The 25,442-nt window shown below is 64.6% G+C and carries 26 protein-coding genes; 16 read left to right on the top strand and 10 right to left on the bottom strand.

Annotated features, from left to right (window positions below):
• Position 1 precedes the first annotated feature (1 nt).
• The 7 genes from AC3WJM_RS15230 to AC3WJM_RS15200 form a co-directional block, all read right to left on the bottom strand.
• Positions 2-424 carry a heat shock protein transcriptional repressor HspR gene (locus AC3WJM_RS15230; protein ID WP_269995195.1) on the bottom strand — a complete coding sequence of 141 codons (423 nt, stop codon included), beginning with the start codon at positions 422-424 and terminating at the stop codon, positions 2-4.
• A 29-nt stretch (positions 425-453) separates the two neighbouring features.
• On the bottom strand, positions 454-1,416 hold the full coding sequence (locus AC3WJM_RS15225; RefSeq protein WP_492272279.1) for a DnaJ C-terminal domain-containing protein: 963 nt from the start codon (positions 1,414-1,416) through the stop codon (positions 454-456).
• Between the two features lie 354 nt (positions 1,417-1,770).
• Positions 1,771-2,430 carry a nucleotide exchange factor GrpE gene (locus AC3WJM_RS15220; RefSeq protein WP_306963090.1) on the bottom strand — a complete coding sequence of 220 codons (660 nt, stop codon included), beginning with the start codon at positions 2,428-2,430 and terminating at the stop codon, positions 1,771-1,773.
• Positions 2,431-2,432: 2 nt separating this feature from the next.
• On the bottom strand, positions 2,433-4,295 hold the full coding sequence (gene dnaK / locus AC3WJM_RS15215; RefSeq protein ID WP_306963091.1) for a molecular chaperone DnaK: 1,863 nt from the start codon (positions 4,293-4,295) through the stop codon (positions 2,433-2,435).
• Positions 4,296-4,436: 141 nt separating this feature from the next.
• Entirely contained in the window at positions 4,437-5,318 is an 882-nt protein-coding gene (locus AC3WJM_RS15210; RefSeq protein WP_492272278.1) for a DUF817 domain-containing protein, read from the bottom strand.
• Positions 5,319-5,324: 6 nt separating this feature from the next.
• Positions 5,325-6,116 (bottom strand): oxygenase MpaB family protein, encoded by a 792-nt coding sequence (locus AC3WJM_RS15205; RefSeq protein WP_492272277.1) that lies wholly within the window; start codon positions 6,114-6,116, stop codon positions 5,325-5,327.
• A gap of 21 nt (positions 6,117-6,137) precedes the next feature.
• A complete protein-coding gene (locus AC3WJM_RS15200) occupies positions 6,138-6,863 on the bottom strand; it encodes a TetR/AcrR family transcriptional regulator (protein WP_306963096.1) in 726 nt (241 codons plus the stop codon).
• Between the two features lie 156 nt (positions 6,864-7,019).
• On the opposite strand from AC3WJM_RS15200, the gene AC3WJM_RS15195 reads away from it, so the two are divergent.
• Entirely contained in the window at positions 7,020-7,955 is a 936-nt protein-coding gene (locus AC3WJM_RS15195; protein ID WP_492272287.1) for an NAD-dependent epimerase/dehydratase family protein, read from the top strand.
• Here AC3WJM_RS15195 and AC3WJM_RS15190 read toward each other — a convergent pair.
• The gene (locus tag AC3WJM_RS15190) at positions 7,931-10,156 is read right to left on the bottom strand and encodes an MMPL family transporter (RefSeq protein ID WP_492272286.1); all 2,226 of its coding nucleotides are present in this window, start codon (positions 10,154-10,156) and stop codon (positions 7,931-7,933) included. The genes AC3WJM_RS15195 and AC3WJM_RS15190 overlap by 25 nt on opposite strands.
• Before the next feature lie 104 nt (positions 10,157-10,260).
• Here AC3WJM_RS15190 and AC3WJM_RS15185 point away from each other — a divergent pair, with 104 nt between their 5' ends.
• From AC3WJM_RS15185 to AC3WJM_RS15140, 10 genes are all read left to right on the top strand, one after another.
• Positions 10,261-10,740 carry a MarR family winged helix-turn-helix transcriptional regulator gene (locus tag AC3WJM_RS15185; protein WP_306963099.1) on the top strand — a complete coding sequence of 160 codons (480 nt, stop codon included), beginning with the start codon at positions 10,261-10,263 and terminating at the stop codon, positions 10,738-10,740.
• Positions 10,741-10,845: 105 nt separating this feature from the next.
• Entirely contained in the window at positions 10,846-11,508 is a 663-nt protein-coding gene (locus tag AC3WJM_RS15180) for a hypothetical protein (protein ID WP_306963100.1), read from the top strand.
• Between the two features lie 25 nt (positions 11,509-11,533).
• Complete coding sequence (locus AC3WJM_RS15175) at positions 11,534-12,760, top strand: pyridoxal phosphate-dependent aminotransferase (protein ID WP_441432948.1); 1,227 nt, start codon at positions 11,534-11,536, stop codon at positions 12,758-12,760.
• A gap of 51 nt (positions 12,761-12,811) precedes the next feature.
• A complete protein-coding gene (locus AC3WJM_RS15170; RefSeq protein WP_306963105.1) occupies positions 12,812-13,627 on the top strand; it encodes a methyltransferase domain-containing protein in 816 nt (271 codons plus the stop codon).
• A gap of 123 nt (positions 13,628-13,750) precedes the next feature.
• Complete coding sequence (locus AC3WJM_RS15165) at positions 13,751-14,110, top strand: YciI family protein (protein WP_059389873.1); 360 nt, start codon at positions 13,751-13,753, stop codon at positions 14,108-14,110.
• 3 nt (positions 14,111-14,113) lie between these two features.
• On the top strand, positions 14,114-15,367 hold the full coding sequence (locus AC3WJM_RS15160) for an RNA polymerase sigma factor (RefSeq protein WP_492272276.1): 1,254 nt from the start codon (positions 14,114-14,116) through the stop codon (positions 15,365-15,367).
• A 48-nt stretch (positions 15,368-15,415) separates the two neighbouring features.
• Positions 15,416-15,877: a hypothetical protein gene (locus AC3WJM_RS15155; RefSeq protein WP_492272275.1), complete on the top strand. Its 462-nt coding sequence runs from the start codon at positions 15,416-15,418 to the stop codon at positions 15,875-15,877.
• 82 nt (positions 15,878-15,959) lie between these two features.
• Positions 15,960-16,211, top strand: coding sequence for a type II toxin-antitoxin system Phd/YefM family antitoxin (locus tag AC3WJM_RS15150; RefSeq protein ID WP_059389870.1), 252 nt, complete (start codon positions 15,960-15,962; stop codon positions 16,209-16,211).
• Complete coding sequence (locus AC3WJM_RS15145; protein ID WP_492272274.1) at positions 16,172-16,570, top strand: type II toxin-antitoxin system VapC family toxin; 399 nt, start codon at positions 16,172-16,174, stop codon at positions 16,568-16,570. Before AC3WJM_RS15150 ends, AC3WJM_RS15145 begins: the two co-directional genes overlap by 40 nt.
• Before the next feature lie 65 nt (positions 16,571-16,635).
• Entirely contained in the window at positions 16,636-17,259 is a 624-nt protein-coding gene (locus AC3WJM_RS15140) for a LysE family transporter (protein ID WP_306963113.1), read from the top strand.
• A 242-nt stretch (positions 17,260-17,501) separates the two neighbouring features.
• Here AC3WJM_RS15140 and AC3WJM_RS15135 read toward each other — a convergent pair whose 3' ends face one another.
• Together AC3WJM_RS15135 and AC3WJM_RS15130 are read right to left on the bottom strand one after the other, a co-directional pair.
• Entirely contained in the window at positions 17,502-17,912 is a 411-nt protein-coding gene (locus tag AC3WJM_RS15135) for a hypothetical protein (RefSeq protein ID WP_284991262.1), read from the bottom strand.
• Positions 17,913-18,076: 164 nt separating this feature from the next.
• Complete coding sequence (locus AC3WJM_RS15130; protein WP_284991307.1) at positions 18,077-19,087, bottom strand: LacI family DNA-binding transcriptional regulator; 1,011 nt, start codon at positions 19,085-19,087, stop codon at positions 18,077-18,079.
• A gap of 223 nt (positions 19,088-19,310) precedes the next feature.
• Between AC3WJM_RS15130 and uriH the strand changes: the two genes are divergently transcribed.
• The 5 genes from uriH (at position 19,311) to pabB (ending at position 25,440) form a co-directional block, all read left to right on the top strand.
• A complete protein-coding gene (gene uriH, locus AC3WJM_RS15125) occupies positions 19,311-20,342 on the top strand; it encodes a uridine-preferring nucleoside hydrolase UriH (protein ID WP_492272273.1) in 1,032 nt (343 codons plus the stop codon).
• The gene (gene uriT, locus AC3WJM_RS15120; RefSeq protein ID WP_307054908.1) at positions 20,343-21,770 is read left to right on the top strand and encodes a uridine transporter UriT; all 1,428 of its coding nucleotides are present in this window, start codon (positions 20,343-20,345) and stop codon (positions 21,768-21,770) included.
• Positions 21,767-22,711, top strand: coding sequence for a ribokinase (locus AC3WJM_RS15115; RefSeq protein WP_492272272.1), 945 nt, complete (start codon positions 21,767-21,769; stop codon positions 22,709-22,711). Before uriT ends, AC3WJM_RS15115 begins: the two co-directional genes overlap by 4 nt.
• A gap of 93 nt (positions 22,712-22,804) precedes the next feature.
• A complete protein-coding gene (locus AC3WJM_RS15110) occupies positions 22,805-23,365 on the top strand; it encodes a low molecular weight protein-tyrosine-phosphatase (protein WP_059389864.1) in 561 nt (186 codons plus the stop codon).
• On the top strand, positions 23,362-25,440 hold the full coding sequence (pabB, locus tag AC3WJM_RS15105; RefSeq protein WP_492272271.1) for an aminodeoxychorismate synthase component I: 2,079 nt from the start codon (positions 23,362-23,364) through the stop codon (positions 25,438-25,440). The genes AC3WJM_RS15110 and pabB overlap by 4 nt, the downstream gene beginning before the upstream one ends.
• Positions 25,441-25,442: the final 2 nt, after the last annotated feature.

The following is a 25,442-nucleotide window of genomic DNA, read 5'->3' as shown; positions in this document are numbered from 1 at the left end:
ACTACTCCCCCGGTCGCGGTCTCCACACCACAACTGCCTGGGACCGCGCCCGGGGCCGCTGCCCGCGGGCCAGGCTGACGACGTCGCCGGCTGCTCCCGCCGCGAAAACGCGGGCCTCCATGGGGCTCCGCCGCCGCTGCAGTTCCTCGCTCAACTCGGCCACGCGGAACTGCAGCGCGGCCACCTGGTTTTCGAGCTCAAGGATGCGCTTGATGCCCTCAAGGGACACGCCTTCGTGGGAGAGCCGCTGGACCTCGCGCAAGCGGTCGATGTCGCGTTGGGAGTAACGCCGGGACTTGCCCGGCGCACGGCTCGGCGACACGATGCCGAGTCGGTCGTACTGCCGCAGGGTCTGCGGGTGCATGTCAGCCAGTTCGGCCGCGACGGAGATGACGAAGATCGGCTGGTTGATGTCGATGCCCATGCCTACGTCCCCTCCCATGTCTTCTGCCGCTACAAGCGGGCCTTGGCGGCCAGGTCGTGGCGAGGATCGGCGTCGGCCGTAGCCGCGGCGAACGCCTTGACAGCTTCCTCGGCCTGTTTGTTGAGGTTCTGCGGGACGGAGACGTCGATCGTCACCAGCAGGTCTCCGGTGCCCTTCGAGGTCTTGACGCCTCGGCCTTTGACCCGGAGCGTCCGCCCGGAAGGCGTGCCGGCCGGGACGCGGAGGGTGACAGTGTCGCCGTCGAGCGTCGGCACGTGGATGTTGGAACCCAAGGCCGCCTCGGCGAAGGTGACCGGCACATGGATCCGGATGTTGTCGCCGTCGCGATTGAAGAAATCGTGGGGCTTGACGTTCACCGTGATGATGAGGTCCCCGTTTCCGGCTGCGCCTGGGTTGCCCTTGCCACGCTGGCGGACCTTCTGGCCGTCCCTGATGCCCGCGGGAATCTTCACGTCGATGACGTTGCCGTTGCTTTCGCGGAGGCTCACCGTGGTGCCATGAATGGAGCCTGCAAAGGAAATCGAGGTGGACGCCGTGCGGTCGCTGCCCTTTTGCGGGGCCCGCTGGAAACCGGTCTGTCCACCGCCGAAGCCACCGCCGAAGAGGTCAGCGAACTCGGGCGGGATGCCCCCGGCACCGGCAGGCTGGCGTCCGCCGCCGAAAAGCCCGCCGAACAGGTCCTCGAAGCCGCCATTGGCCGGGCCGCCGCGAGCTGCGCCCGGGGCGAAGCGTGCCCCGCCCATGGCGCGAATGGCATCGTACTGCTGGCGCTCCTCGGCATCCGAGAGCACCGAATAGGCCTCCGAGATGTCCTTGAACTTCTTCTCCGCAGCAGCATCCCCGGAATTGGTATCCGGATGGTACTTCCGCGCAAGCTTGCGGTACGCCTTCTTGATGTCAGCGTCAGAGGCGTCCTTGGCGACACCAAGGATGGCGTAAAAATCCTTCTCAACCCAGTCCTGGCTGGCCAAGGGCGTTTCCTTTCGATTTTGGTTCAGTTTGCGCTCCGCTGGATAGGGGGCCGTGCCCGCTCCGCGGTGCCCGCCACGCCGCGGCCCCCTATCCAGCTGCGCTGCGCTTATCCCACCTTAGGTGAGACGACCGCCTGAGCGGAGCGAGGCAAGGGGCCCGGGAGTGGCATCTAAGGATCTGGCCGAGGGCCCCGACACGAGCTTGCGAGTGTTGGGAAGGCCAATATCCGCTGCCGAAGCCGGATGGCCAAGGATCGCAGATCCTGGGCCACCCGGCGAAGGGGCGGGGCCCCTTGTCTCGTTTCGCGGTGCTGCCCCCTCATCCGCGAAGGCGCGGTGAGGCGGTAACTCCGTCTAAGCCGGCACAGCCACGATCACTTGGGCCGCGCGCAGCACTCGGCCGCCGGAGCGGTAGCCGGAGCGCAGCACTTGGCTGACGGTGTCAACTTCGATGTCCTCGCCCGGCTGCTGGATGAGTGCTTCGTGGATCGTGGGGTCGAATTCGACTCCGGTTTCCGCGATGCGCTCCAGGCCGTACGTCTTCAGCGCGTTCTCCAGCTTGGCGGCGATCGCGGCGAACGGGCCGTCCACGAGGTCGCCGTGCTGGCGGGCGGCGTCGACGTCGTCGAGCACCGGCAGCAGGGCGTTCAGGACGCCGATGACGGCCATTTCCCCTGCGACGGCGCGGTCGCGTTCGACGCGCTTGCGGTAGTTGACGTACTCGGCCTGCAGGCGCAAGAGGTCGTTGCGGAGTTCCGCGGCCTCTGCTTCCGCAGCGGCGCCGGGGGCTACCGACTCTTCAGCCGGAACCTCCATGCCGTTGAGGATTTCCTCAGCCTGGGACAGGGCGTCGCCCTCGGCAGCGGCGTTGGATTCAGCTGCCGATCCTTGGGTGTGGCGGGCGGCCCCGGTCTCCGGGTCAACCTTGCGGTTGTCCCGAATGACCGGCTTGTGCTGCTCGTTGCCCTCGTTGTTGGAAGGTGAGTGCTCTGCGTCGTTGCCGTGGTGAGGCATGCTTACTTCTTTTCGTCTTCGTCGATGATCTCGGCGTCGACGATGTCCTCGTCTGCCTTGGCGCCGGCGTGGGCGCCTTCAGCACCTGCGGCGCTGCTTGCGCCATCCGGGGAACCGGCCTGCGAGTAGATCGCTTCGCCCAGCTTCGACTGCGAGTGCTGCAGCTTCTCGAAAGCAGTCTTCACTGCTGCGTCGTCGGTGCCTTCGAGGGCCTTCTTGAGGGCGTCGACGTCGGCCTTGACCTCGGTCTTGACCTCTTCCGGCAGCTTCTCGTCGTTTTCGGCGATGAGCTTGTCTACGGAGTAGGCGAGCTGCTCGGCAGTGTTGCGGGTGTCGGTAGCTTCGCGGCGGGCCTTGTCCTCGGCTGCGTGTTCCTCGGCTTCACGGACCATGCGGTCGATGTCTTCCTTGGAGAGCGCGGTGCCGCCGGTGATGGTCATCGACTGCTCCTTGCCGGTGCCCTTGTCCTTGGCGGAGACGTGGACGATGCCGTTGGCGTCGATGTCGAAGGTGACCTCGACCTGGGGGACGCCGCGCGGTGCCGGAGCGATGCCGGTCAGTTCGAACGTGCCCAGCGGCTTGTTGTCGCGGGTGAATTCACGCTCGCCCTGGAAGACCTGGATGGCCACGGACGGCTGGTTGTCGTCAGCGGTGGTGAAGGTCTCGGAACGCTTGGTGGGGATGGCCGTGTTGCGCTCGATCAGGTGCGTCATGACGCCGCCCTTGGTTTCGATACCGAGGGAGAGCGGGGTGACGTCGATCAGGAGGACGTCCTTGCGCTCGCCCTTCAGCACACCGGCCTGGAGGGCTGCGCCAACGGCAACAACTTCGTCCGGGTTGACGCCCTTGTTGGGCTCCTTGCCACCGGCGAGTTCCTTGACGAGGTCGTAGACGGCAGGCATACGGGTGGAACCGCCCACGAGCACGATGTGGTCGATTTCGGAGAGCTTGATGCCGGTCTCGGCGATGACGTCGTGGAACGGCTTCTTGGTGCGCTCGAGCAGGTCCTTGGTGAGGTCCTGGAACTTGGCGCGGGTCAGCTGCTCGTCCAGGTGGACCGGGCCGTCGGGGGTGACGGACAGGTACTGGAGGGACACGTTGGTGCTGGTGGAGGAAGAGAGTTCCTTCTTGGCCTGCTCCGAAGCCTCGCGCAGACGCTGGAGGGCGATCTTGTCCTTGGAAAGGTCGATGCCCTTGATCTTGAGCTGGTTCAGCAGGTAGTCAACAACGCGCTGGTCCCAGTCGTCGCCGCCGAGGCGGTTGTCACCGGCCGTGGCGCGGACCTGGATGGTGGAGAAGCCGTCTTCGTCCTTGCCGACTTCCAGCAGGGAGACGTCGAATGTTCCGCCGCCGAGGTCGAAGACCAGGATGAGTTCGTCTTCCTTGCCCTTGTCCAGGCCGTAGGCAAGTGCAGCGGCGGTGGGCTCGTTGACAATGCGGAGGACGTTCATGCCGGCGATTTCGCCGGCTTCCTTGGTGGCCTGGCGCTCGGCGTCGTTGAAGTAGGCCGGGACGGTGATGACAGCGTCGGTGACCTTTTCGCCGAGGTAGCTCTCGGCGTCGTTCTTCAGCTTCATGAGGATACGCGCGGAGATTTCCTGCGGCGTGTACTTCTTGTCGTCAATGGCGACGGACCAATCGGTGCCCATGTGGCGCTTCACGGAAGCGATGGTGCGGTCGATGTTGTTGACGGCCTGGCGCTTGGCGATTTCGCCAACCAGGACTTCGCCGGACTTGGAGAATGCAACGACCGACGGCGTGGTGCGGCCACCTTCGGCGTTGGCGATGACGGTGGGCTCGCCACCTTCGAGAACAGAGACGACGGAGTTAGTGGTTCCGAGGTCGATACCTACAGCGCGTGACATATGTTGCTTCCTTTCGATGAAACCGGGTTGAGCGTTCTGCACTCAACTGTACTCAGGCCTCATTCAATGTCAATCCAAAGTTGAGTCGAGTACGCTCAACTCTGCTCACCGGAAGCCAAAAGACCGCGGAAACTCGGGGATTTACGCGCGATTTCGCCGTGGGAGAACGCGTGCAGCGTCAGGCGGCATCGGCCTGTACACCCACGCCACCAGCACCACGGAGATGATCATCAGGAGGAACCACGAGACAAGCTTGTCCGGGGACACCAAGTGCCAGCCGTCCAGTTGGCTCGGATACAACCAGGCGTGCGACCAGGTGGCGATGTTCTCGGCAATCCAGATAAAGAGCGCCACCAGCAGGAACGAGACGACCAGCGGCATCCGGAATCGACGCCGGAACACCCGGAAGTGCATGACGCACCGGCCAAAGATCACGACGACGGCGGCCAGCAGGACCCAGCGCGCATCAACGATGAAGTGGTGCGAAAAGAAGTTCACATAGATGGCCGCAGCCAGGACCGCAGTGATCCAACGCCGCGGATACCTCGCGAAGCGCAGATCGAAAACCCGGTAAACCCGCACCATGTACGAGCCGACCGCTGCGTACATGAAGCCGCTGAAGAGCGGAACGGCGCCGACCCGCAGGACACCTTCGGCTTCATAGGACCACGAGCCGACGTCGGTCTTGAACAACTCCATGGCCGTTCCCACCAAGTGGAAGAGCACGATCACCCTGAGCTCGCGCAAGGTTTCCAGCCTCGCGGCCACCATGAGGATTTGGATCACGACGGCGGCGATCGTCAGGAAATCATTCCGCGCGAGGCCGGCGTTGGCCGGATACCAGAGGTGAGCTGCGAAAATGACGGCAAGGAGCGAGGCGCCGAAGACGCACGCCCACGCCTGCTTGAGGCCGAAGACCGTGAACTCAGTGAGCCTGGATCGCAGTCCCTGGGCCGGGGCACTTCCCACGAAGCGGCTCGCGCTCCCGTCGATAAGTTCCTCCACCGCGGTGAGCTCACGCATGGGCGCCTACTCGCCAGGACCCGGCTCGCCCGGTCCGAGCCGGCCAAGATAGTAGTTTTTCGGCCAATGCCTGATTTTTTCCGGCAGCCTTGGATAGGCCGCCGCCAAGAGCCGGATGGCGCCATCGAAGCTGCGTTGATGGCGGGCCTTCCACGGAAGTCCGAATCCCGCGCGAAGCTCCTCCGGCAGGAGGCCCGCGGTCAGCAGCCGGACCAACGGCATGCTCAAGCGCATCAAGAACGGCCCGCTCACGGGGTGCAGGAGTTCGTGTGCCACCCTCAAAGCGGCTGCATCCGGCTCGAGGTTCCGTAAGGATTCGTCCCAATAGCGCGCGAAGGCCGGGCGGTCGGCAGGCCAGAGCTCGGCGGGCAGCTGCAACGCTGTCCCGATCCGCGCATACTCGCGGTAGATACGATCGGCCGTGTCGTCGTCGAGGGCTCCATGGACCTTTTCGTAAACGGTGACGGCGGTGTCGTAGAGGGTCGCAACCACCCAGAGCTGGGATTGCGCGTCGAAGGCGTTGTACCCCGCGGTGGAATCGTCCGCGGCCCGGCGAACCGGCGCGTGGGCACGATTCACGGCCCGGCGCACGGCGGCCAGTTGCTCTTCCGTGCCATAGACCACGGCGTAGACGTACGTCATGGTGGCACGCAGCCGGTCCAATGGCCGTTCGGCGAAATTGCTGTGCTCGGCGACGCCGTGACCGACCGCGGGATTGGCAATCTGCATCAGGATGGCGCGGCCTGCCCCGGCGAGCAAGACGCCCTCCGCACCGATGTCAGCAAGTCCACGGGCCATGCAGTTACTGTACCTTCGCGACTACAGCCCCACGACCCCCCGCAGCACCTCGAGCTGGTGCTCAAACAGCTCGTCGCGCGCGGCAAAGGTGTCGGCGCCGTATTGGCCGAACACCTCGAAGCTGACCGCCCCAAAGACCGACGTCCACACCAGCACGCCCCTCGCCAACGCAGGTTCTGGAACGGCCACGCCCAGTTCGGCCCGGATAGCCGCGAGGTCCGCGGCAAGGGCGGGAGGAACGACGACGGCGGGCGCCACTTCGGCGGCCAAGGCGCCTGCGCGGTAGGCGGCGTCGAAGATCCCCACCATCCGGTAGATCACCCGCGTTCCGGGTTCCGTGGTGCGCTCTGCGGGCGCTTGGTATCCGGGAACCGGACTGCCGAACAGGAGGGCATACCGTGCCGGCTCGCGCAGTGCCCACTGGCGAACGGCCCGCCCGAGCGCCAGGAACCTGCCGCGGTAGTCGTCCTCAGGGAGGGCGTCGACGGCGGTGTCCACTTCGTCGCCCAACTCGCCGTAAGCGTCAATCAGCAGGAGGGTCAGGAGTTCGTCGCGGCTCTCCACATAGCGGTACACGGCAGAGGACACCACGCCGAGATCGCGTGCGACCGCCCTCAGGGACAATCCCGCAGCGCCGTGCAAGGCAAGGTGCCGGCGACCCAGCCGGATGATGTCCGCCACGGTCTGGGCCCGGGCCCGCTCGCGGGGCGTCGAGTGCTTGGCCGCTGCGGCGGAAGGGAGGTCCATGCACCCAGCATGCCACAAAGGAGAGCACTGACAACAAATGTGAGCAGTGCTCTTGACAGACAATTCGAATGGGTCCATCCTGAATTCCGAGAGCACTGCTCTCGGAATAGAGCTTCACCCGAGAAATGGATCCCCAATCAGAGAGTGAGCAACACCATGTACGTCGTCACAGGAGCAGGCCCCGTCGGATGGACCATTGCCGAGCAACTCGCGGACCGCGGAGAACAGGTGCGCGTCCTGACCCGCTCAGGCAGCGGCCCGGACCACCCGCTGGTCGAAAAGCTCCGGGTGGACGTCTCGGATCCGGCCAAGTTGGCCGACGCCTTCGATGGCGCCACGGCCGTCCTCCACTGCATCCACGGTTCTGCCTACCGGGCCAAAGCCTGGGCGGCCGAGCTTCCTGGAGCAGAGCACGTGGTGATGGACGCCGCCGGGGCAGCGGGCGCCGTCGTCGTCTTCCCTGAGAGCCTCTACTCCTACAGCGAGCCGGACAAGACCATCACCGAAAGCAGCCCGCGCGAGGCGACCGGCGGGAAGCGCGGGATCCGCTCTGCCCTGCTGAAGGCCCGCCAAGCCCACCCGGCGAATACCGTCAGCGTGGTGGCGGGCGATTTCTTCGGTCCGCAGGCCCGCATGGCGCATGCCGGCGAGCGAATGGTGCCCCTGGTCCTCAAGGGCAAGACGGTCCAGGTTCTCGGAAGCGCCGGGCAGCCGCGCTCTTTCACGTACGTCCCGGATCTTGCCGCAGCCATGATCGCCGCAGCGCAAAAGCCCGAACTCTGGAACTCGGTACTGCACGCCCCCACGGGTCCGGCAATGACGATGCGGGAAATCGCCGCAAACTTCGCACGCTCGGCCGGCGTTCCCGAAGCGAAGCTGAGTGTGGTTCCGGGCTGGCTGCTCCGGACCCTGGGCCTGTTTTCCACCGACATGCGGGAGCTGGCCGAAATGCTGTACCAGTTCGAGCGGCCGTTCGTCATGGACTCCACAGCAAGCCAGGCCAAGCTCGGTCTGGAACCGACGCCGCTTGCGGACGCGATGGCAGCGACAGTGGCCTGGTGGCGGGATCAGGAAGCCGTGGCCGCCCGCTGACCCGCTTTCGACGCCGGATCGCGGGCCAAGCGGCCCGGCCACCAGATGCGCCGGCCAAGGTCGTAAGCCAGCGCGGGGACCAACAGCGAGCGCACGATCGTGGTGTCGAGCAGCACCCCGAACGCCACGATAAAGGAGATCTGCGCAAGGAAGAGGATCGGAATAACCCCAAGCGCGGCAAAGGTTGCGGCAAGAACCACTCCGGCGGAGGTGATCACCCCGCCGGTGGCGCCGAGCCCCTTCAAGATACCGGCCCGGGTTCCGTTGAGCGTCGACTCTTCCCGGACGCGGGTCATGAGGAAGATGTTGTAGTCAACGCCGAGGGCCACGAGGAAGACAAACCCGAAGAGCGGAACCGAGGCATCCGCTCCAGGGAATCCAAACACGTGGTTGAACACCCAGGCCGAGACGCCCAACGCGGCCGCATAGGACAGCACCACAGTCCCGATCAGCAATAGCGGCGCCAGGACGGAGCGCAGCAGTGCCATGAGCACCAACAGGATGACGGCCAAAACGATCGGGATGATGCGCCACAAATCAGATTGCGCGCTCGCGTTGGTGTCCGCGGCTGTGGCTGTGGTTCCTCCCACCAGGGTTCCTGGGGCCTTTTCATGGAGCTTCTGCCGGAGCGTGGCGATGGTCTGTTCGGCCTTCGCCGAGTCGGCTTCCGAAGACAAGGTGGCATTGATCAACACCCGGCCGTCCCGCACCAAGGGGGCTGGGTCCGTCGCAGCTTTCGCGAGCGGGCGGACGCCGGAATCCGGTTGGGCCGAAACCACCGATGCATCCGAGATGCCTTCCTGGGCCTTGACTTCCGCAAGTACCGCGACTGCCGCCTTTTCGTCGGCCACAACCACCACCGGGCTTCCTGCACCGGCGGGATAGTGCCGGCCCAGTGCCGATTGGCCGTCCACTGCCTCGGATTTGCTCAGGATGAGTGCCGACTGCGGAACTCCGCTGGCTTGGAGCTGGAGCAGGCCTAGCGCGCAGACCACCAAAACGGCGGCTGCGCCCAGCCAAACGGCCCTGGGCCGCTTGGCGATGATTCCAGCCAGAAGCCTCCAGACCCGTGGAATGTCGGAGTTTGCCGAGCCTGCGACCCCGGCGACTCCGGCGCTCGGTCCGGCGCCCGCGGCCGGGTCCGTCCTCGGCGCACGCGGCCAAAATGCGGACTTGCCGAGCAAGCCGAGGGCCGCAGGAAGCAGCGTCAGGCTGGCCGCCATTGAAAAGACGATTCCGATTGCGCCGATGGGCCCCAATCCGCGGTTTGAATTCAGTTCCGAGAAGAGCAGGCAAAGCAACGCCAAGGCGACCGTTGTCCCGGATGCCAGGATGGCGCCGAAACTCCCCTTGTATGCGCGTCCCACAGCCGACCATTTGTTCGACGCCTGACCCAGGGCCTCACGGTAACGGGCCACAAAGAGGAGGGCATAGTCGGTGGCTGAGCCGACTACCAGGATGGACAGGATCCCCTGGCTTTGTCCCGTCAATTGGATCGCGCCCGCCTTCGCCAAGGCAAAGACCACCAGGATGGAGCCGCAAAGCGCGAAGACAGCGGTAAGCAACACCACAAAGGGCAGCACCACGGATCGGTAGACGGCCAGCAGGATGACCAAAACGGCCCCCAGCGCAGCGAAGAGCAATATCCCGTCGATCCCGCCAAAGGCGTTGACCAAGTCGGCAAGGAAGCCCGCCGGTCCCGTCACGTAGGTGGTTGTTCCAGCGGGAAGCCCTGCCCCCACTGCATACCCCGCAGCCTTCTCGCGAAGCGCTTGGATGCTCCCCTTGACCCCGTTTCCTTCTTCCACCGGGACGATGAACTGCGCAGCTTTGCCGTCCGTGGACGGAATCGGCCCGACCGTCGACGTCGAATGGCTGACCCCGACGGCGGCGGACAGTTGGGTGCCGAGGGGCGCCAATCCGGCCAGTTGAGCGGGTGAAAGTTTCTCAGGAGACTCGATCAGCACCACTGCGGGAACGCTGCCGCTGGAAGTGAACTTGCTTTGCCATTCGCGGGCTTCGGTGGATTCGGCGCTCGCTGGCAGGAAGGATGCTTGGTCGTTGCTGGATACCTCGCTGAGCTTCCCAAAGGTCGGGCCGCCGATTCCGCCGATCGCCATCCACGCCACCAGCGATAGCACTGCCCCCGCCAACCACCACCGCGAACTGCTGCGTCGCCCGGTTCCAATCCGTTTGTCCATCATGCCCGCACCCTCCGTAATTACTTCCATGACAAAATATATCTATCATGGAGATAATTGGTCAATGACATCTCGGTGGGATAATTGAGGCTGAAGGAGGCCTCATGGATGACAATCAGCACGTCCGGTCCGCAGCCGTACTCCTTGGGCTACTCCAGCAGTTCACGCTCGAGACGGAGCGGTATGTGGAGGCCGTCAGCAACCGCCACCACCTCCATCGGACGGACCTGAATGCCTTGGCAGCCATGGTGGCTGCCGCACGGGAGGGCAAGACAATGACTCCCGGAGCGCTCAGGGCGGCACTCAACCTGAGTTCGCCGGCTACAACAGCCCTTGTGGACAGGCTCGACCGGGCAGGCCACTTGGCACGACGCCGCAGCGAGAAGGACCGCCGTCAGGTACATCTGGAGATGACCGATTCCGCGCGTGCCACCGGCAGCGAATTGTTTTCTCCGCTGGCGAGCGCCATCGCCCCGGTCATCGACGCGCTTTCGCCGGACGAACTCCACATAGTGATGGCTTTCATGCAAGGCGTCATTGAAGCCACCATGACTGCCCGGAACGATGTCACGCCAAACAGCTAGCCATCGAATGGAGTTATGCCTGAACCCCGGTGACTCGTGGACCGGTGCGGGAGTAACGTAGAGCACAACGGCTAGCTGGACCACTTTGTGGACTGGAGTGTCACCGTGGGTGTTGTGCGATCATCCCTGACCGAGCTCCTCGGGATACTTTCCGACGCCGTCTCGCCCGTGCGCGTGCGCTTCGATGACGGTTCCGAACCACCCATAGGCCAATCCCCCGATGCCCCCGTGACGGTGCACGCCGTCGCCATGAACAGGGTGGGCCGTTCCAGGCGTGAGGGGCCGCTGCTGGACCTTGAGCTCAAAGTGGCCGTGGAATGCCATGGTCCCATGCAACTGGACAACATGGAGAAGCTCCTCGTTGCCATCGAACAAAACACCCAATACTCAGTGGTCTCCAGCGGCGAGTTCCAGCCCGACGAATACGACGCCGGCATCCGCCAAGGCCTCGGCTTCCTGGTCCGCGTCCCCATTGGCATAAGCCTCGACGAGCCATCCGAGCAGCCGGCCGCTGAACCCCGGCTTGCCGCCACCACGGTGGCCCGGCTCATCCACGGCAGGTTGGTCGACATCCACAACAAGGGCATCCCTGAGGCTTATATCCGCCCGCATTCCTCCGCAGCCGCCGTCGTGAGCGATCCCACCGGCCATTTCGAAGTCCTGGCCTCGGCGGACGATCTCCAGCACTTTGTCGTGGCGGTCCGCGGCACTGAACGCGAAGTCTCAGCCAACACGAGCAGCCTGCCGGTCATCATCCGATGGGAGTGAGTGCCCGGACGTGAAATGATCAACCATGCGTCCGATGCAGCACTCCAGCAAACTACAAAACGTCCGTTATGAACTCCGTGGGCCCATCCTCCAAGCGGCCAAGACCATGGAGGCCGAAGGGCACCGAATCCTCAAGATGAATCTTGGGGACACCGCGCCGTTTGGACTGGAAGCTCCGGAGTCCGTGGTGGTGGACATGATCCACCATCTCCGCGGAGCCCAGGGGTACAGCGACTCCAAGGGCATCTTCACGGCGCGGACTGCGATTTCGCAGTACTACCAGACCAAGAACCTGATGAATATCGGCGTCGAGGACATCTTCATCGGCAACGGCGTCAGCGAACTGATCTCCATGACGCTGCAGGCCTTCCTGGAAAACGGCGACGAGGTCCTCATCCCCGCGCCGGACTATCCGCTGTGGACGGCCACCGTGACCCTCACTGGGGGCACACCGGTGCACTATCTCTGCGACGAGGGCCAGAACTGGTGGCCGGACATGTCCGACGTCGAGGCCAAGATCACCAAGCGCACCAAGGCAATCGTCATCATCAACCCGAACAACCCGACAGGCGCGGTATACCCCCGCCACATCCTGGAACAGTTCACGGCGCTTGCACGCAAGCACGATCTTGTCCTCTTCTCGGACGAGATCTACGAGAAGATCCGCTACGAGGACGCGCAGCACATCCACATGGCGTCCGTGGCAGACGACATCTGCGTCCTGACCTTCAGCGGCCTTTCCAAGGCTTACCGCATGCCCGGTTATCGGGCCGGCTGGGTCGCTGTGACCGGCCCGCACGCGGCAACCGCCGAATACCGTGAGGCGCTGGAGCTCTTGGCGTCCCTCCGGTTGTGCTCCAACGTTCCGGCGCAGCACGCCATCCAGACCTGCCTGGGCGGCTACCAAAGTATCGAGGAGCTCATCAGGCCAGGTGGCCGGCTCCGCGAACAGCGGGATCTGGCTTTGAAGCTCCTGACTGCGATCCCCGGAGTGACTTGCGTTCCGGCGGCCGGAGCAATGTACTTATTCCCGCGGCTGGACCCTGACGTCTATCCGATCGAAAGCGACGAGAAGTTCGTCCTCGACTTGCTGCAGGACCAGAAAATCCTTGTCTCCCACGGCTCGGCTTTCAACTGGCCAACCCCGGACCACTTCCGCTTCGTGATCCTGCCCTCTGTCCGGGAGATCGAGGAGGCCGTGCGCAGGATCGCCACGTTCCTGGCGGCGTATCGGAACCGACCCCAGGAGTAAGGCCACGCCAAGTTCCGCCCGCTTTCCGCTCCATCGGGGTAGCGTTTCCCTATGAACGAGCAGAAGCCTGAAGACGTCTACACACACGGCCATCACGAGTCCGTCGTACGCGCCCACGCCTCCCGCACAGCCGAGAACTCTGCCGCGTTTGTCATCCCGCATCTCACCGCCGGGACATCAGTGCTCGACGTCGGATGCGGGCCTGGGAGCATCACCTGCGACTTCGCGGAACTGGTGGCTCCCGCGAAGGTCGTCGGGCTCGACCGTTCCGCCGAGATCGTGGCGCAGGCTGCCACGCTTGCGGACGAGCGCGGCGTGGAAAACGTGGAGTTCGTGACGGGCAACATCTACGATCTGGACTTCGAGGACGAGACCTTCGACCTAGTCCATGCCCACCAAGTCCTGCAGCACCTGACCGACCCCGTGGCCGCGCTGCGCGAGATGCGGCGCGTGGCCAAGCCCGGCGCCATCGTGGCAGTACGCGACGCCGACTTCCACGGCATGAGCTGGTACCCGGAAGTCCGTGAGCTCGACGACTGGATGGAGCTCTACCAGAAGATCGCCCGACGGAACGGGGCGGAGCCCGACGCCGGGCGGCGGCTTGTGTCGTGGGCGCAGCAGGCGGGCTTCACCGACGTCGCGCCCTCCAGCAGCAACTGGCTGTACGCCACGGCGCAGCAGCGCCGTTGGCAGTCGCGGGTGTGGAGCGAGCGCGTCCTGCACTCCGCCTTTGCAGAGCAGGCCCTGGAATACGGGCTGGCCAACGAGGCTGACCTGGCCCGGATCGCCGCCGGATGGCACCGTTGGGGCTCCACGGATGATGGATTTTTCCTGATCCCGAACGGGGAAGTGATCGCACGGGCGTAACGGCCCGCGGACAGCCCGCCAAACATTTTCCGGGAATTTCCATCAACCATGTCGAAAACCGTCCGGTAGTTCCGACCCATGAACGAAAGCGCCCACACGGAGCGCCCTGATAAGGAGTTCGAGATGAAATACATGATCATGATGTTTGGTTCGGCCGAGGGCATGATGGAGACCGCGGATCCCGAATGGATCAGGGAAATGATCGGGTTCATGATCCAGATCGACAAAGATCTCACCGATTCCGGCGAGATGGTATTCAACGCCGGACTGGCCGACCCCGGCACCGCCAAGCTGGTCAAGCAGACGGACACCGGGATCATCACCACCGATGGGCCCTTCGCCGAGGCCAAGGAATCACTCATCGGCTACTGGGTAGTGGATGTCGCCAGCGAGGAACGGGCCGTGGAAATCTGCTCCAGCATCGTGAAGTACGCGCCGGTTGTGGAGTTGCGCCGCGTCCAGGACGCGCCGCCGGAGGTCTAGCGCTTGGCCGAACCTTCCCGGGAATCCACGTTCGAGGACCTGCTGCGCACGCTGGCGCCGCAGGTCCTTGGCGTGCTCGTCCGCAGGCACGGCCAATTTGCCGAGTGCGAGGATGCCGTCCAGGAAGCCCTGCTCGAGGCAGCATTGCGATGGCCCGCCTCCGGTGTCCCGGACAACCCGAGATCGTGGCTGCTCACGGTCGCCACGCGGCGTTTGGTTGACTACTGGCGCAGCGAAAGTGCCCGGCAGGCTCGAGAACAACGCGCGGCGGCCATGGAACCGCAGCCCGGCGAGGACCCCTCCTCGAGCAGTGACTCGGAAGGGTTTGCGGTAGACACCCTCACCCTCCTGTTCCTGTGCTGCCACCCCGCCCTCTCGGCACCGTCGCAACTGGCACTGACCTTGCGGGCAGTCGGAGGGCTCACGACGGCGGAAATCGCCAGCGCGTTCTTCGTCCCGGAGGCCACTATGGGCCAGAGGATCAGCCGGGCCAAGCAGAGCATCAAGAAGGCCGGAGCCCATTTCGAGCTCCCGGAAACGGGCGAGCGACAGGCGCGGCTCGGCGTCGTACTCCACGTCCTATACCTGATCTTCAACGAGGGCTACGCGGCCAGTTCAGGCCCGTCCATGCAGCGCGAAGACCTCACTGCCGAGGCCATCCGCCTTGCCCGGCTCCTTCGGGGGCTGCTTCCGAGCGAGCTCGAAGTGGGCGGATTGCTGGCCCTCATGCTGCTCACCGACGCACGACGACGGGCGAGGTCCCTCCCGGACGGGATGTTGGTGCCGCTCGCGGAACAGGATCGCCGGCTGTGGGACACGACCCAGATCGCCGAGGGCCTTGAACTCTTGTCAACAGTGCTCGGGGTCGGCCGTCCGGGCCCCTACCAGCTGCAGGCCGCCATCGCCGCAGTCCATGCCGAGGCATCCTCGGCCGACCAGACCGACTGGCCACAGATCCTGGCGTTGTACACGGTCCTTGAAGCCATGGCCCCAAGCCCGGTCGTGGCGCTCAACCGGGCAGTTGCCGTGGCCATGGTTGAAGGGCCGCGGGAGGCCCTTCAGCTGTTGGATGGGCTTGGGGCCGGGCTGGGAGACTGGCACAGGCTCGACGCCGTTCGCGGGCACCTGCTCGAAATGGCCGGCGAGCTTGCGGGCGCCCGGGAGTGCTTTCTTGCCGCGGCGAAGAAGACGGGGAGCCTGCAGGAGCGGCAGTATCTCCTGGTGAAGGCGGCCAAACTGGGGCAGTTGTCCACATAGGCAAAGTGGTCTCTGTTTGTGGGCCGCGGCCGCGAATAGCCTCAACACATGATCATTCAAGCAGGCTTTGACCTCCAGATTCTTGCCCGTCCGCTCATAGTCCAAGATGAAAAACTCTACCCAAGACTCGTCGTGATTGGCCTCGACGCCGAGATGCAGCTGGAAAGCATCCGGGTTGTCACGGAGTCCTTTGAAGGCAGCTTGAATCCATTCCGGGACGCCATCCTGGAAGATCTGGATATCGAGGGCTCGACGTATTTTGCGATCGCGCACGCCGGAATTTGGGCCGAGGACGACTACTTCAATGAACAGCCAATCCTCGCGGAGGCGAAGCACTTGTCAGAGGCAGCGGCACGGCAAGGGCTTCACATGATCGGCCATTTTGGGCTCGACGAAAACGGGTACATGTCCAACGGCCCGCACTCCTACTTCGCCCAATATGTACTTGGCGACGATCTCCCGGAAACGATGCTTCACTGGGTGCATTCGAGGTTTGGCAAGTGTGCCTGAGCGCCGTCGGCTGTGGCCCAGAAGCATCCACCGTGCCACTGAGCCTTACGTCGGATGGGTTGACCAACTAAACTTGGTCAACATGGCACAGTACAACGTTCAGGAGGCAAAGACCCGCCTTTCTGAGCTCCTCAACATGGTTGAACGGGGCGAGGAAGTGGTTATCGCCAAGGCCGGCAAGCCCGTCGCACGGCTCGTGAAGATTGAGCGGCCCACCAAGCGCCGCCTTGGATTCGTCAAGGGACAACTTCCCGATAATTTCCTAGAGCCCATGGATGAGGAGGAACTTACGCTGTGGGAAGCACCCCTTATCTCCTCGATACGCATGCCCTGATTTGGGCCCTGACGGAACCCAGGAAGCTCTCATCCAAGGCGAGACGCGCAATCCAGTCATTCGACAACCGCCTCGTGGCATCATCCGCCAGCGCTTACGAGATCGGCTACAAGCACAAGCTGGGTAAGCTCCCCGGCTTGGACGGACTGCTTGTAGGTTATGCGCGGCATGTCGCCGAGCTGTGCAACGAGGAGCTGTCCATTCGGAGTGTCCATGCGCTAGCGGCCGCGCACCTCGATTGGGAGCATCGGGACCCGTTCGACAGGCTGATCGCTGCGCAAGCCATCGTGGAATCGATGGTGGTTATCACGGCCGATCAGGAATTCCATAGCTTCCCGTTGGTGGAGACGCTCTGGTGACCGCTCGTCCGTGTAGGCTCACCAGCTCGTCCGTGTAGCGCGCCCCGCGGGCATAAGCTGGATTGGTGCAAATTTCGCTTTGGCTGGCCCTGGTAGGCGCCGGCACCCTGATCAGTTTCACTCCCGGCGCGGGCGCCATCTCCACCATGAGCAATTCGCTCAACTCCGGATTCCGCCGCTCCATCTGGGGAGTGCTGGGCCAACAGGCGGCACTGATCATGCACATCCTGATCGTTGCGCTCGGGGTAGGCGTTCTGGTCTCCAGCTCGCCTGTGGTCTTCAACGTGATCCGCTACACGGGGGCGGCATATCTCGTGTACATGGGCATCCGACAATTCCTGCACCGGCCGGACCTGGACAAGGAAAAAGTAGAGGCCCGGCGGAACGAGCCGGCCTGGTCCATGTTCCAGCGAGGCGTTTGGGTCAACCTGCTCAACCCCAAGGCGATCGTTTTCTTCCTGGCCTTCATGCCCCAATTCATCCGCCCCGAGCAGCCGCTGATCCCGCAGTATCTGATCCTCAGCACCACGATCGTTTTCATCGACATCTGCGTCATGTGGTTCTTCTTCGCCTTGGCGGCCCGTTCATTCCAACGGTTCACGCACAACGAGCACGGCCAAAAAGTCCTCAACCGCACGTTCGGAGTGCTTTTCATGTCCGTGGGCGTGCTGCTCGCCGCCATCCACTAGAAACTAATCGATTGCTCCCCACCGGCTCCCAGCCTTCGCAAGCTCAGGCCGGGGCCCTCGCCGGCGTGGGCCCAAACTGTCGTATTGAACCTTCAGAACGACAGTTGCGGAGCAATCGATTTTAGGATCGGGCAGGCCGCCAGCCGGCCTGGACCAGCGCGCCTCGGACCTTGGCTATCGCAGCTTTCGCATCGTTCAGCATGTGGCGCTTTGAGATCCGGACCTCCGTCCAACCCAGCGCCTCATACCGTTCCGAACGGCTGATGTCCCGCACCACTTGTGCTCGCCAGGCGGAGCAATGACTCCTGCGGCGAATCCGAGCCTATCCGGATCAGTTGGATGGCTAATTTTGCTTTGCGCAGCCCTCTCTTTCCCTTATGGCGATCGATCACTCGCTGAAGATCCCCAAGAGTGCACAGCGGCGTGTCCCGCCCTTCGAATTCAACCCGCGGTATCCGCACACAGCTGTCCCCCATGACCACCAATTCGTCCACGGTCAGTATCTCGGCCATGTCCAACCAGGTACGCTCCACAGTGGTGACGGGGACGCCATCAACCGTAGTGACCTCGTCCTCATAGAGCTTCATGCGGTGCACGACGACGTGCGGCCGGTTGAGGTGGGCAGCACCCTCGGGGCGGATCACATGGAACATTTGCGCTGGCTCCTTCTGGCGACGTCGCGGCAGGTCAAGGAGTTCCGCCGCTGTGAGGTGGGATGCGGCGCATCGCTCATTGACCTCGACGAAAGGGCGCACGCGGATGCACAAGGGGAGCTCCGCCGTCGGGCTTTCCGAACGAATCCCCCTGCCAAGTCTCTTCAGAGAGCCGTGCCGAAGACGCCCAGGGCTGACGCCCTCGTGGAGCCGCGCACCACCAGCGAGCTCTCGAGCGTCAGTTGCGGCTGGTCCAGTTCACGGCCTTCCATCAGCCCCCGAAGTTGTTCGCCGGCCTTGAGTCCCAGTGGAGTGGCCGGCAAGTGCACACTGGTCAGGCTCGGGTTGCTCGTGGCCGAATACGGCAGGTCGTCGAAGCCGGCAACCGCCAGTTCCTCCGGAATCCGGACCCCGGCCACGCGGGCTTCCTGAAGCACGCCGTACGCGTGGGTGTCCGTTCCGCAGACGACGGCGGTGACCCCGGCTCGCTGCCAGTCCGGCCAGGCGGCAGCGAAGGCAGCCGCGGCAGCGCCGACGTCGATGGTGGTGCTGATGATGTGCGCGTCGGCAACGGAAATGCCGCAGGAATGTGCCTCATCCAAGAACGCCGCCCGGCGCACTTCGAACGTCGCGGTGCCGGTCACGCTGTCCACGTAGGCAACGCGCTTGTGCCCGGAGGCCGCAAGGTGCGCGGCCAATTCACGGGCGCCGTGGGCAACATCGAGGTTCACGGACGGAGCGTAGGCCTCAAGGCCGGGCGCATCGAGAAGGACCAGCGGCCCGGCGACGGAAAGGTCTTCCAGGAAGGCCGCATTGGGCGCATCCACCAGCAGGCCGGCAGGGCGAAGGGCCAGGAGCTTCCGGACGTCCTCCGCACGGGGGAACTCACCGGCGTCGGTCACGGAAAGCAGCAGCTGGTACTCGGAGCCGAGCGATTCCCGGACGCCGGCAATGACCTTGGCGAAAAAGGGGTTGGAAATGTCCGGCGCCACAAGAATCACGATCGAGCTCACGCCCTTGGCCAACGAACTGCCGATGCCATCCACCACGTAGCCTAGCTCGGCGATGGCCTGGCGGACCCGCGAAATGTTGTCCTCGGAGACCCTGCCCTGCGTTTTGCCGTTGGCAACCAGGGACACGGTGGCAGTCGAGACCCCTGCCAGGGAGGCCACCATCGCCGCGGTGACGCGCTGCGTACGGCCTAAGGCCCGATGCACTGGTTCCGCGGATTCCATACAACGATCGTAGCCGGGAATCGGCCCCTTCCCACGCCGCAAGGCATCAAGCGCTTGACGCAATCAGCGTTAAGCGTTTGACGTGACCGGCAAGCCAGTGCCAGAATTCCCCTGAATGCTTTAGCGCCCTGCCTCGGCAGGCCCCAATGACGTGGAGATGAACATGGATCCCAACACCATGACCCGTGAACGCAAGAAGATCATCCTGGATTGCGATCCCGGGCATGACGACGCCGTTGCCCTGCTGCTGGCCCATGGCAACCCGGACATCGAACTGCTCGCCGTCACCACGGTGGTCGGCAACCAGACCCTCGAGAAGGTCACCCGCAACGCCCTGTCCGTGGGCACCATCGCAGGCATCACGGGCGTTCCCTTTGCCGCCGGCTGCGACCGTCCGCTGGTCCGCTCTATCGAAACCGCACCGGACATCCACGGCGAAACCGGCATGGACGGCCCGGAACAGCCCGAGTCCACCATCGAGCTGGACCCGCGCCACGCCGTCGACCTCATCATCGAGACGATCATGGCGCACGAGCCGGGCACCGTGACCCTGGTCCCCACGGCGGGACTCACCAACATCGCCATGGCCGCCCGCAAGGAGCCGCGCATCGTTGAACGCGTCAAGGAAGTCGTCCTCATGGGCGGCGGCTACCACGTAGGCAACTGGAGCGCCGTGGCGGAATTCAACATCATCATCGACCCCGAGGCCGCGCACATCGTCTTCAACGAAAAATGGCCCGTAGTGATGGTCGGTTTGGACCTCACGCACCAGGCCCTGGCCACCCCGGAAGTGGTCGAGAAAATCGCCGCTGTGGGCACCAAGCCCGCCAAGTTCGTCATGGAACTGATGGAGTTCTTCACCAAGACCTACAAGGACGCCCAGGGCTTTGACTATCCCCCGGTGCACGATCCCTGCGCCGTGGCCTACGTCATCGACCCCACCGTGATGACCACCCGCAAGGTACCCGTTGACATCGAACTGCAGGGCAAGCTCACCCTTGGAATGACCGTGGCCGATTTCCGCGCCCCCGCACCGGCCGACTGCAACACCTCCGTCGCGGTCGACCTCGACCACGAGAAGTTCTGGAACCTCGTCACCGACGCGATCGTCCGCATCGGCGATCCGACAACCGGCGCTGCCGCCACCACCGCCGCCACGCCCGCCGCCGCCGGCATCGCAGGAGAGTCCAAGTAAATGACCACCCTCATCAACGAAACCAAGACCAACCGCGGCAACGTCACCGCCCTCATGGTTGCCCTGCTGGCGGCCTGCGTGGCGTTCCAGCTCAACGCATCGATGCTCAGTCCGGCCCTGGTCACCATGGGCAACGAGCTCCACACGGACCAGGCGGTCATCGGCCTCTCCCAAACCTGGTTCTTCACGGCCGCAGCCCTGTTCTCGCTCTTCCTGCCGCGCCTGAGCGACATCGTCGGCCGCAAGAAGATCCTCCTCGGCATGATGCTGCTCATGGCCGTCGGCTCGGTCATCGCGGCCATGGCGCCCGACGTTACCTGGCTCTTCGTGGGCCGCATCATCCAGGGCGTCAGCGGTCCCACCGTGCCGCTGTGCCTCATCATGCTGCGCTCCGCGGTCAACAACCCGCGCAAGTACGGAGCCCTCATGGGCCTCATCACAGCGGTCAATGGCGGCGTCGCCGGCGTCGACTCCTTCGTGGGCGGCTACTTCGCCGAGCACTTCGGATTCCGAAGCATCTTCTGGCTCATGGTTGGCCTCGCAATCGTGGCCACGGCGTTGATCGCCATCCTTGCAGGGGAAAGCAAGCCCGCCGCCGGTACCGGAATGGACTGGCTTGGCGTGTTCTTCATTGTCATCGCTGTGGGCGCACTCCTTACAGCCCTGAACGAGGGATCCAAGCTGGTCGGCGCTTTCTCTTCCGGAACGCTCATGCTGGCCATCGGGCTGATCGTGGTCGCCGCAGCCGCGTTCGCCGCCTTCTGGACAGTCGAGAAGCGCTCCAAGAAGCCCATGGTGGAAACGATCCACCTTCGCCAGCGTTCCACCTGGGCACCACTGCTGACCACAACGCTCGCCATGACCGGTATCTTCGCAGTCATCAACGGCATCGTCCCTGCCTACGTCCAGGCTGCGGCCCCGGGATTCGGGGTCGGCCCCACCGAGATGTCGCTCATGATCCTCACGCCGTACGCCCTCCTCGGCTGGGTGTTCGGACCGATCAGCGGCCGGCTCGCTCCCGTGCTCGGCTACACCAAAGTCCTGCGCATCGGCATGCTGGGAAGCATCGTGGCCCTTGCAGTCATCGCGTTCCTCGGACTCAGCAGCCTGCCCCTCATGATCGTGGGAACGGCCTTGCTCGGCATCATGTACGCCGGTACGGTCAACATCATGCTCAACGGACTCGGAGTTGTCCTCTCCCCCGCCGGCAACCCCGGCTTCCTGCCCGGCATGAACGCCGGAGCCTTCAACCTCGGCGCCGGCCTGAGCTTCCTCGTGTTGCCGGCCGTCCTTGTGGCGACCTCGGCGCTCGGCGACGCCAAGGCCTCGTACTTGACGGTCGTCGTCGTCGGCCTGGCCATCACGGTTGCCGCCTTCGCGGCGTCGCTGCTCATCCCCAAGCCGCTCGAAGCCGAGGTTGAAAAGTGAACCGCAGGATCGTGGTCGTCGGGTCGTTGAACGCGGACCTGACCATCTATTGCGAGCGGCTCCCGCTCCCGGGCGAAACCGTCCACGGCAACGGTTTCGCGGTCAATCCCGGCGGCAAGAGCGCCAACCAGGCCGTCGCGGCGAGCAAGCTGGGCGGATTGGTGAGCCTGATCGGCGCGGTCGGAAACGACTCCAACGGCGACATGCTGCTCGCCTCCACGGAAGGGGCCGGCGTGGACGTTTCCCGCGTCCGCCGTTCCGCGGACGATGCCACCGGCGTCGCGGTCATCGCGGTGGACGCGAATGGTGAGAACAACATCATCATTTCGGCCGGCGCCAACGGAACGCTCGCCCCGGCGGACGTGCCGGCGGACGCCTTCGACGACGCCGGGGTGCTCTGCCTCTGCCTGGAAGTCAGCCTTGAGACCGTGGAGGCTGCCGCCAAAACAGCGCACGACGCCGGCGCAACAGTCCTGTTGAACCTCTCGCCGTACGCCGAGATCCCGCAGAGCCTGGCCGCCTTGAGCGATGTCCTGCTGGTCAACGCCCACGAAGCCTCGATGTTCCTGGGCGACGCCGAGATGCCCCATCCGGGCGCGCACGCGAGCGCGTGGGAGCCGGTCCGGAGCCAGTTCGCGGAGCGGGGGCTGGAGCGGGTGCTCGTTACCCTTGGCTCGCATGGCTCGGTGGTTTTGGATTCACTCGCCGCGCCCGGGGAGCAGATCTCGCGCATCGCACCCACCAAGGTCAACGCCGTGGATACGACCGGTGCGGGGGACGCCTTCACCGGCGCCGTGGCTGCCCGCCTCGCCGCAGGTGTCACCTTGGCGGAAGCCGCGGCGTTCGCATCGGTTGCCGCAGCGCTCGCCACTACCAAGAAGGGCACCCAGGCCGCCTACCCCGGCGCCGAGGAAGTCCTGGAGCACTTGCGGATTTCGTGACTCATTACGCCTCCACCAGCGACTTTACAAATCCTGTAATCTCACCCTCCTTTTGACTAGCCAAGACGGGGTGGCATCCCCCATGCTTGCTCCATGTACTCAGCGTCGAGCCCATACCGCATCATCACCGTCTGCACGGGAAACATCTGCCGCTCACCCATGGCGCAACTGATGTTGACTGAAGCGTTCGACGCCGGAGGGCTTGGTGGAGCGGTTGTTGTGGACTCCGCGGGGACTACATCCTATGAGGCCGGACATCCCATCGATCCACGCGCAGCCCGCGTCCTTTCGGCCCACCGCATCCGCTCCGAAGGCCACATTGCCAGGAGTTGGCGCCAGGAGTGGTTCCGGGAGCGGGACCTGATTTTGGCGCTCGACGTGGATCACTATGGCTGGCTGCACGAGGCCGCGCCGGATTCGGAAACCCTCGCCAAGATCCGGATGCTGCGCAGTTTCGACCCAGCCGTTGCCGGCCGGAGCACCCTGGACCTGGGCATCGAGGATCCTTGGTATGGGGGCCACCACGATTTCGACGTGACCTGGGACCTCATCCGCGCGGCCGTCCCCGGGATCGTCGCGCACACCCGGGACGCCCTCGCCGCCAGGCAGCACGGACAGCACCACGACCCGCAGCAGGTACGCTCTATTTCATGACCCCAGCACCCGTGATCATCGCCATCGATGGCCGGTCCGGCGCGGGAAAGACCACTCTCGCCGTCGAACTAGCCGCCCGCCTCCGCATGCATCACAAGGTGTCGTTGTTCCATCTCGAAGATATCTATCCGGGCTGGAACGGCCTCGCCGCGGGTATCGAGCGGTACGTCACCACGGTCTTGGCACCGTTGCGGCGCGGCGACGCCGCCGAGTGGGTCAGTTGGGACTGGGAGAAACATTACGACGGCCGCAGCCACGTCACCCTGCCTGCCGAAATCGTCATCGTCGAGGGCGTCGGTGCAGCCGCGAGTGCCGCCCGGCCCCTGCTGGACGCCGTGGTCTGGGTGGACGCTCCCGACGACGACCGCCGGCACCGTGCCATGGCCCGGGACGGCAGCAGCTACGAACCGTTCTGGGACAGCTGGGCAGCGCAGGAGGACGAATGGCTGGAGACCGACCAGGTCCTCGACCACATTGACGTCAGGGTACTGAATCGGGCAGACGGCAATGCCCCGGACGATGCCCTGCAGGCGCTGAACTACCTCCCTGCGCTCTCCCCCGTGCTGGCTCCCGAGCTCTCGGCACGCCGCGGATTGCAGCTCAAGGCCGAACGGATCGATGCCACGCCGGACGCCGCAGCCCTGTTCCAAGCGCTCTACGCCCGGTCCGCCAACGCCGTCTGGCTCGATTCCTCCAATGCGGCCTCCAACAGGGGCACAGTCGACGACGCCGGTTCCTCCAACGCCGCCGAACGCAGCCGCTTCAGTATCCTCGCGGACGACGGCGGCTCCTTCGGTCAGTCTGTGATGCACAGCTCCGGAACCACCCGCCTCAGCGCCGGATGCGCCACCGCGGTGACCACAGGTCCCTTCTTCCGCTGGCTGGACACCGTGTGGGGCCGCAAGGCTTTGCGGGCACCGGAAGGCTATGACTGCGAATTCACGCTCGGTTGGCTGGGGTACCTCGGCTACGAACTGAAGCGGGAGACGGGTGGCAGCGATGTCCAAGCCGGCAATCCCGATGCGGCGTTGCTTTTCGCCGGACGGGCCGTGGTGATCGACCACCGTGAGGCTGCGGTCTGGCTGCTCGCCATCGACGCTCCCGACGCCGGTGATTGGCTCGGGCTTGCCCGTGAGTCCGTGCTGTCCGCGGCGTCGGCACCCGAAAGTGCGCCGAGGCACTCGGCCGGGGATCCCGCCGTCGGGAGTTCCGCCATGGCGCTTGAGTTCTCCAGCCGCGACACCGAGGACGAGTACAAAAGCAAAATCACCGAGGCCCAGCACCAGATTGCCGAGGGCAACACGTACGAAGTCTGCCTGACCACCACGGTGACCGCCCCGGATCCCGGGCTGGACCCGTGGGAGAGCTACCTCGCGCTGCGCAAGCGCAACCCGGCGCCGTTCGCTAGTTACTTGCGGTTCGGTGATCTGACGGTCGCGAGTACTTCGCCGGAACGCTTCCTGCGGATAACTTCCGACGGCGGCATGCGGGCCGAGCCCATCAAGGGCACCAGGGCGCGGGCCAACGATCCGGTCATCGACGAGGCGCTGCGCCGTGGCCTTGAATCCTCGCTCAAGGACCGTGCCGAGAACATCATGATCGTGGACTTGCTCCGCAACGACCTCAGCCACTTCGCCGTGCCGGGGTCGGTGACCGTCAGCCGGTTGTGCGCGGTGGAAAGCTACGCGACGGTACACCAGATGGTGAGCACCATCGACGCCCGGCTGCGGCCTGGAGCACCGCGGGCCGAGGCCGTGGCGGCCGCGTTCCCTGCCGGCTCCATGACGGGCGCCCCGAAGATCAGCACCATGGACATCCTTGACGGCTTGGAGTCCGGACCGCGCGGGGTCTACTCCGGAGCGATCGGGTACTTTTCGCTCAATGCGGCGACCGATCTCGCCGTCGTGATCCGGACCCTGGTGATGGGTCCCGACGGCAACGGCGGACGCACGCTCAGTCTCGGCGTCGGGGGCGCCATCACAGCGGACTCGACACCCCAGGACGAATACGAGGAAATCCGGACCAAGGCGTTCGGCGTGCTCTCCGCCCTGGGCGCGGAGTTTCCCACTATCTGAGC

This window comes from Arthrobacter sp. FW306-1B-G06A, assembly GCF_058781765.1.
This window is presented reverse-complemented; position numbering and strand designations above follow the sequence as displayed.

What these genes read in the sequence shown, in the direction of transcription:
- uriT (WP_307054908.1), top strand. Translation starts at nt 20,343, where the DNA reads ATGACCACCCTCATCAACGAAACCAAGACCAACCGCGGCAACGTCACC.
- AC3WJM_RS15220 (WP_306963090.1), bottom strand. Translation starts at nt 2,430, where the DNA reads ATGCCTCACCACGGCAACGACGCAGAGCACTCACCTTCCAACAACGAG.
- pabB (WP_492272271.1), top strand. Translation starts at nt 23,362, where the DNA reads ATGACCCCAGCACCCGTGATCATCGCCATCGATGGCCGGTCCGGCGCG.
- AC3WJM_RS15200 (WP_306963096.1), bottom strand. Translation starts at nt 6,863, where the DNA reads ATGGACCTCCCTTCCGCCGCAGCGGCCAAGCACTCGACGCCCCGCGAG.
- AC3WJM_RS15155 (WP_492272275.1), top strand. Translation starts at nt 15,416, where the DNA reads ATGATCATTCAAGCAGGCTTTGACCTCCAGATTCTTGCCCGTCCGCTC.
- AC3WJM_RS15190 (WP_492272286.1), bottom strand. Translation starts at nt 10,156, where the DNA reads ATGGACAAACGGATTGGAACCGGGCGACGCAGCAGTTCGCGGTGGTGG.
- AC3WJM_RS15210 (WP_492272278.1), bottom strand. Translation starts at nt 5,318, where the DNA reads ATGCGTGAGCTCACCGCGGTGGAGGAACTTATCGACGGGAGCGCGAGC.
- AC3WJM_RS15205 (WP_492272277.1), bottom strand. Translation starts at nt 6,116, where the DNA reads ATGGCCCGTGGACTTGCTGACATCGGTGCGGAGGGCGTCTTGCTCGCC.
- AC3WJM_RS15230 (WP_269995195.1), bottom strand. Translation starts at nt 424, where the DNA reads ATGGGCATCGACATCAACCAGCCGATCTTCGTCATCTCCGTCGCGGCC.
- AC3WJM_RS15165 (WP_059389873.1), top strand. Translation starts at nt 13,751, where the DNA reads ATGAAATACATGATCATGATGTTTGGTTCGGCCGAGGGCATGATGGAG.
- AC3WJM_RS15170 (WP_306963105.1), top strand. Translation starts at nt 12,812, where the DNA reads ATGAACGAGCAGAAGCCTGAAGACGTCTACACACACGGCCATCACGAG.
- AC3WJM_RS15195 (WP_492272287.1), top strand. Translation starts at nt 7,020, where the DNA reads ATGTACGTCGTCACAGGAGCAGGCCCCGTCGGATGGACCATTGCCGAG.
- AC3WJM_RS15135 (WP_284991262.1), bottom strand. Translation starts at nt 17,912, where the DNA reads ATGTTCCATGTGATCCGCCCCGAGGGTGCTGCCCACCTCAACCGGCCG.
- AC3WJM_RS15130 (WP_284991307.1), bottom strand. Translation starts at nt 19,087, where the DNA reads ATGGTGGCCTCCCTGGCAGGGGTCTCGACTGCCACCGTGTCCCTGGTT.
- AC3WJM_RS15150 (WP_059389870.1), top strand. Translation starts at nt 15,960, where the DNA reads ATGGCACAGTACAACGTTCAGGAGGCAAAGACCCGCCTTTCTGAGCTC.
- dnaK (WP_306963091.1), bottom strand. Translation starts at nt 4,295, where the DNA reads ATGTCACGCGCTGTAGGTATCGACCTCGGAACCACTAACTCCGTCGTC.
- AC3WJM_RS15185 (WP_306963099.1), top strand. Translation starts at nt 10,261, where the DNA reads ATGGATGACAATCAGCACGTCCGGTCCGCAGCCGTACTCCTTGGGCTA.
- AC3WJM_RS15110 (WP_059389864.1), top strand. Translation starts at nt 22,805, where the DNA reads ATGTACTCAGCGTCGAGCCCATACCGCATCATCACCGTCTGCACGGGA.
- AC3WJM_RS15175 (WP_441432948.1), top strand. Translation starts at nt 11,534, where the DNA reads ATGCGTCCGATGCAGCACTCCAGCAAACTACAAAACGTCCGTTATGAA.
- uriH (WP_492272273.1), top strand. Translation starts at nt 19,311, where the DNA reads ATGGATCCCAACACCATGACCCGTGAACGCAAGAAGATCATCCTGGAT.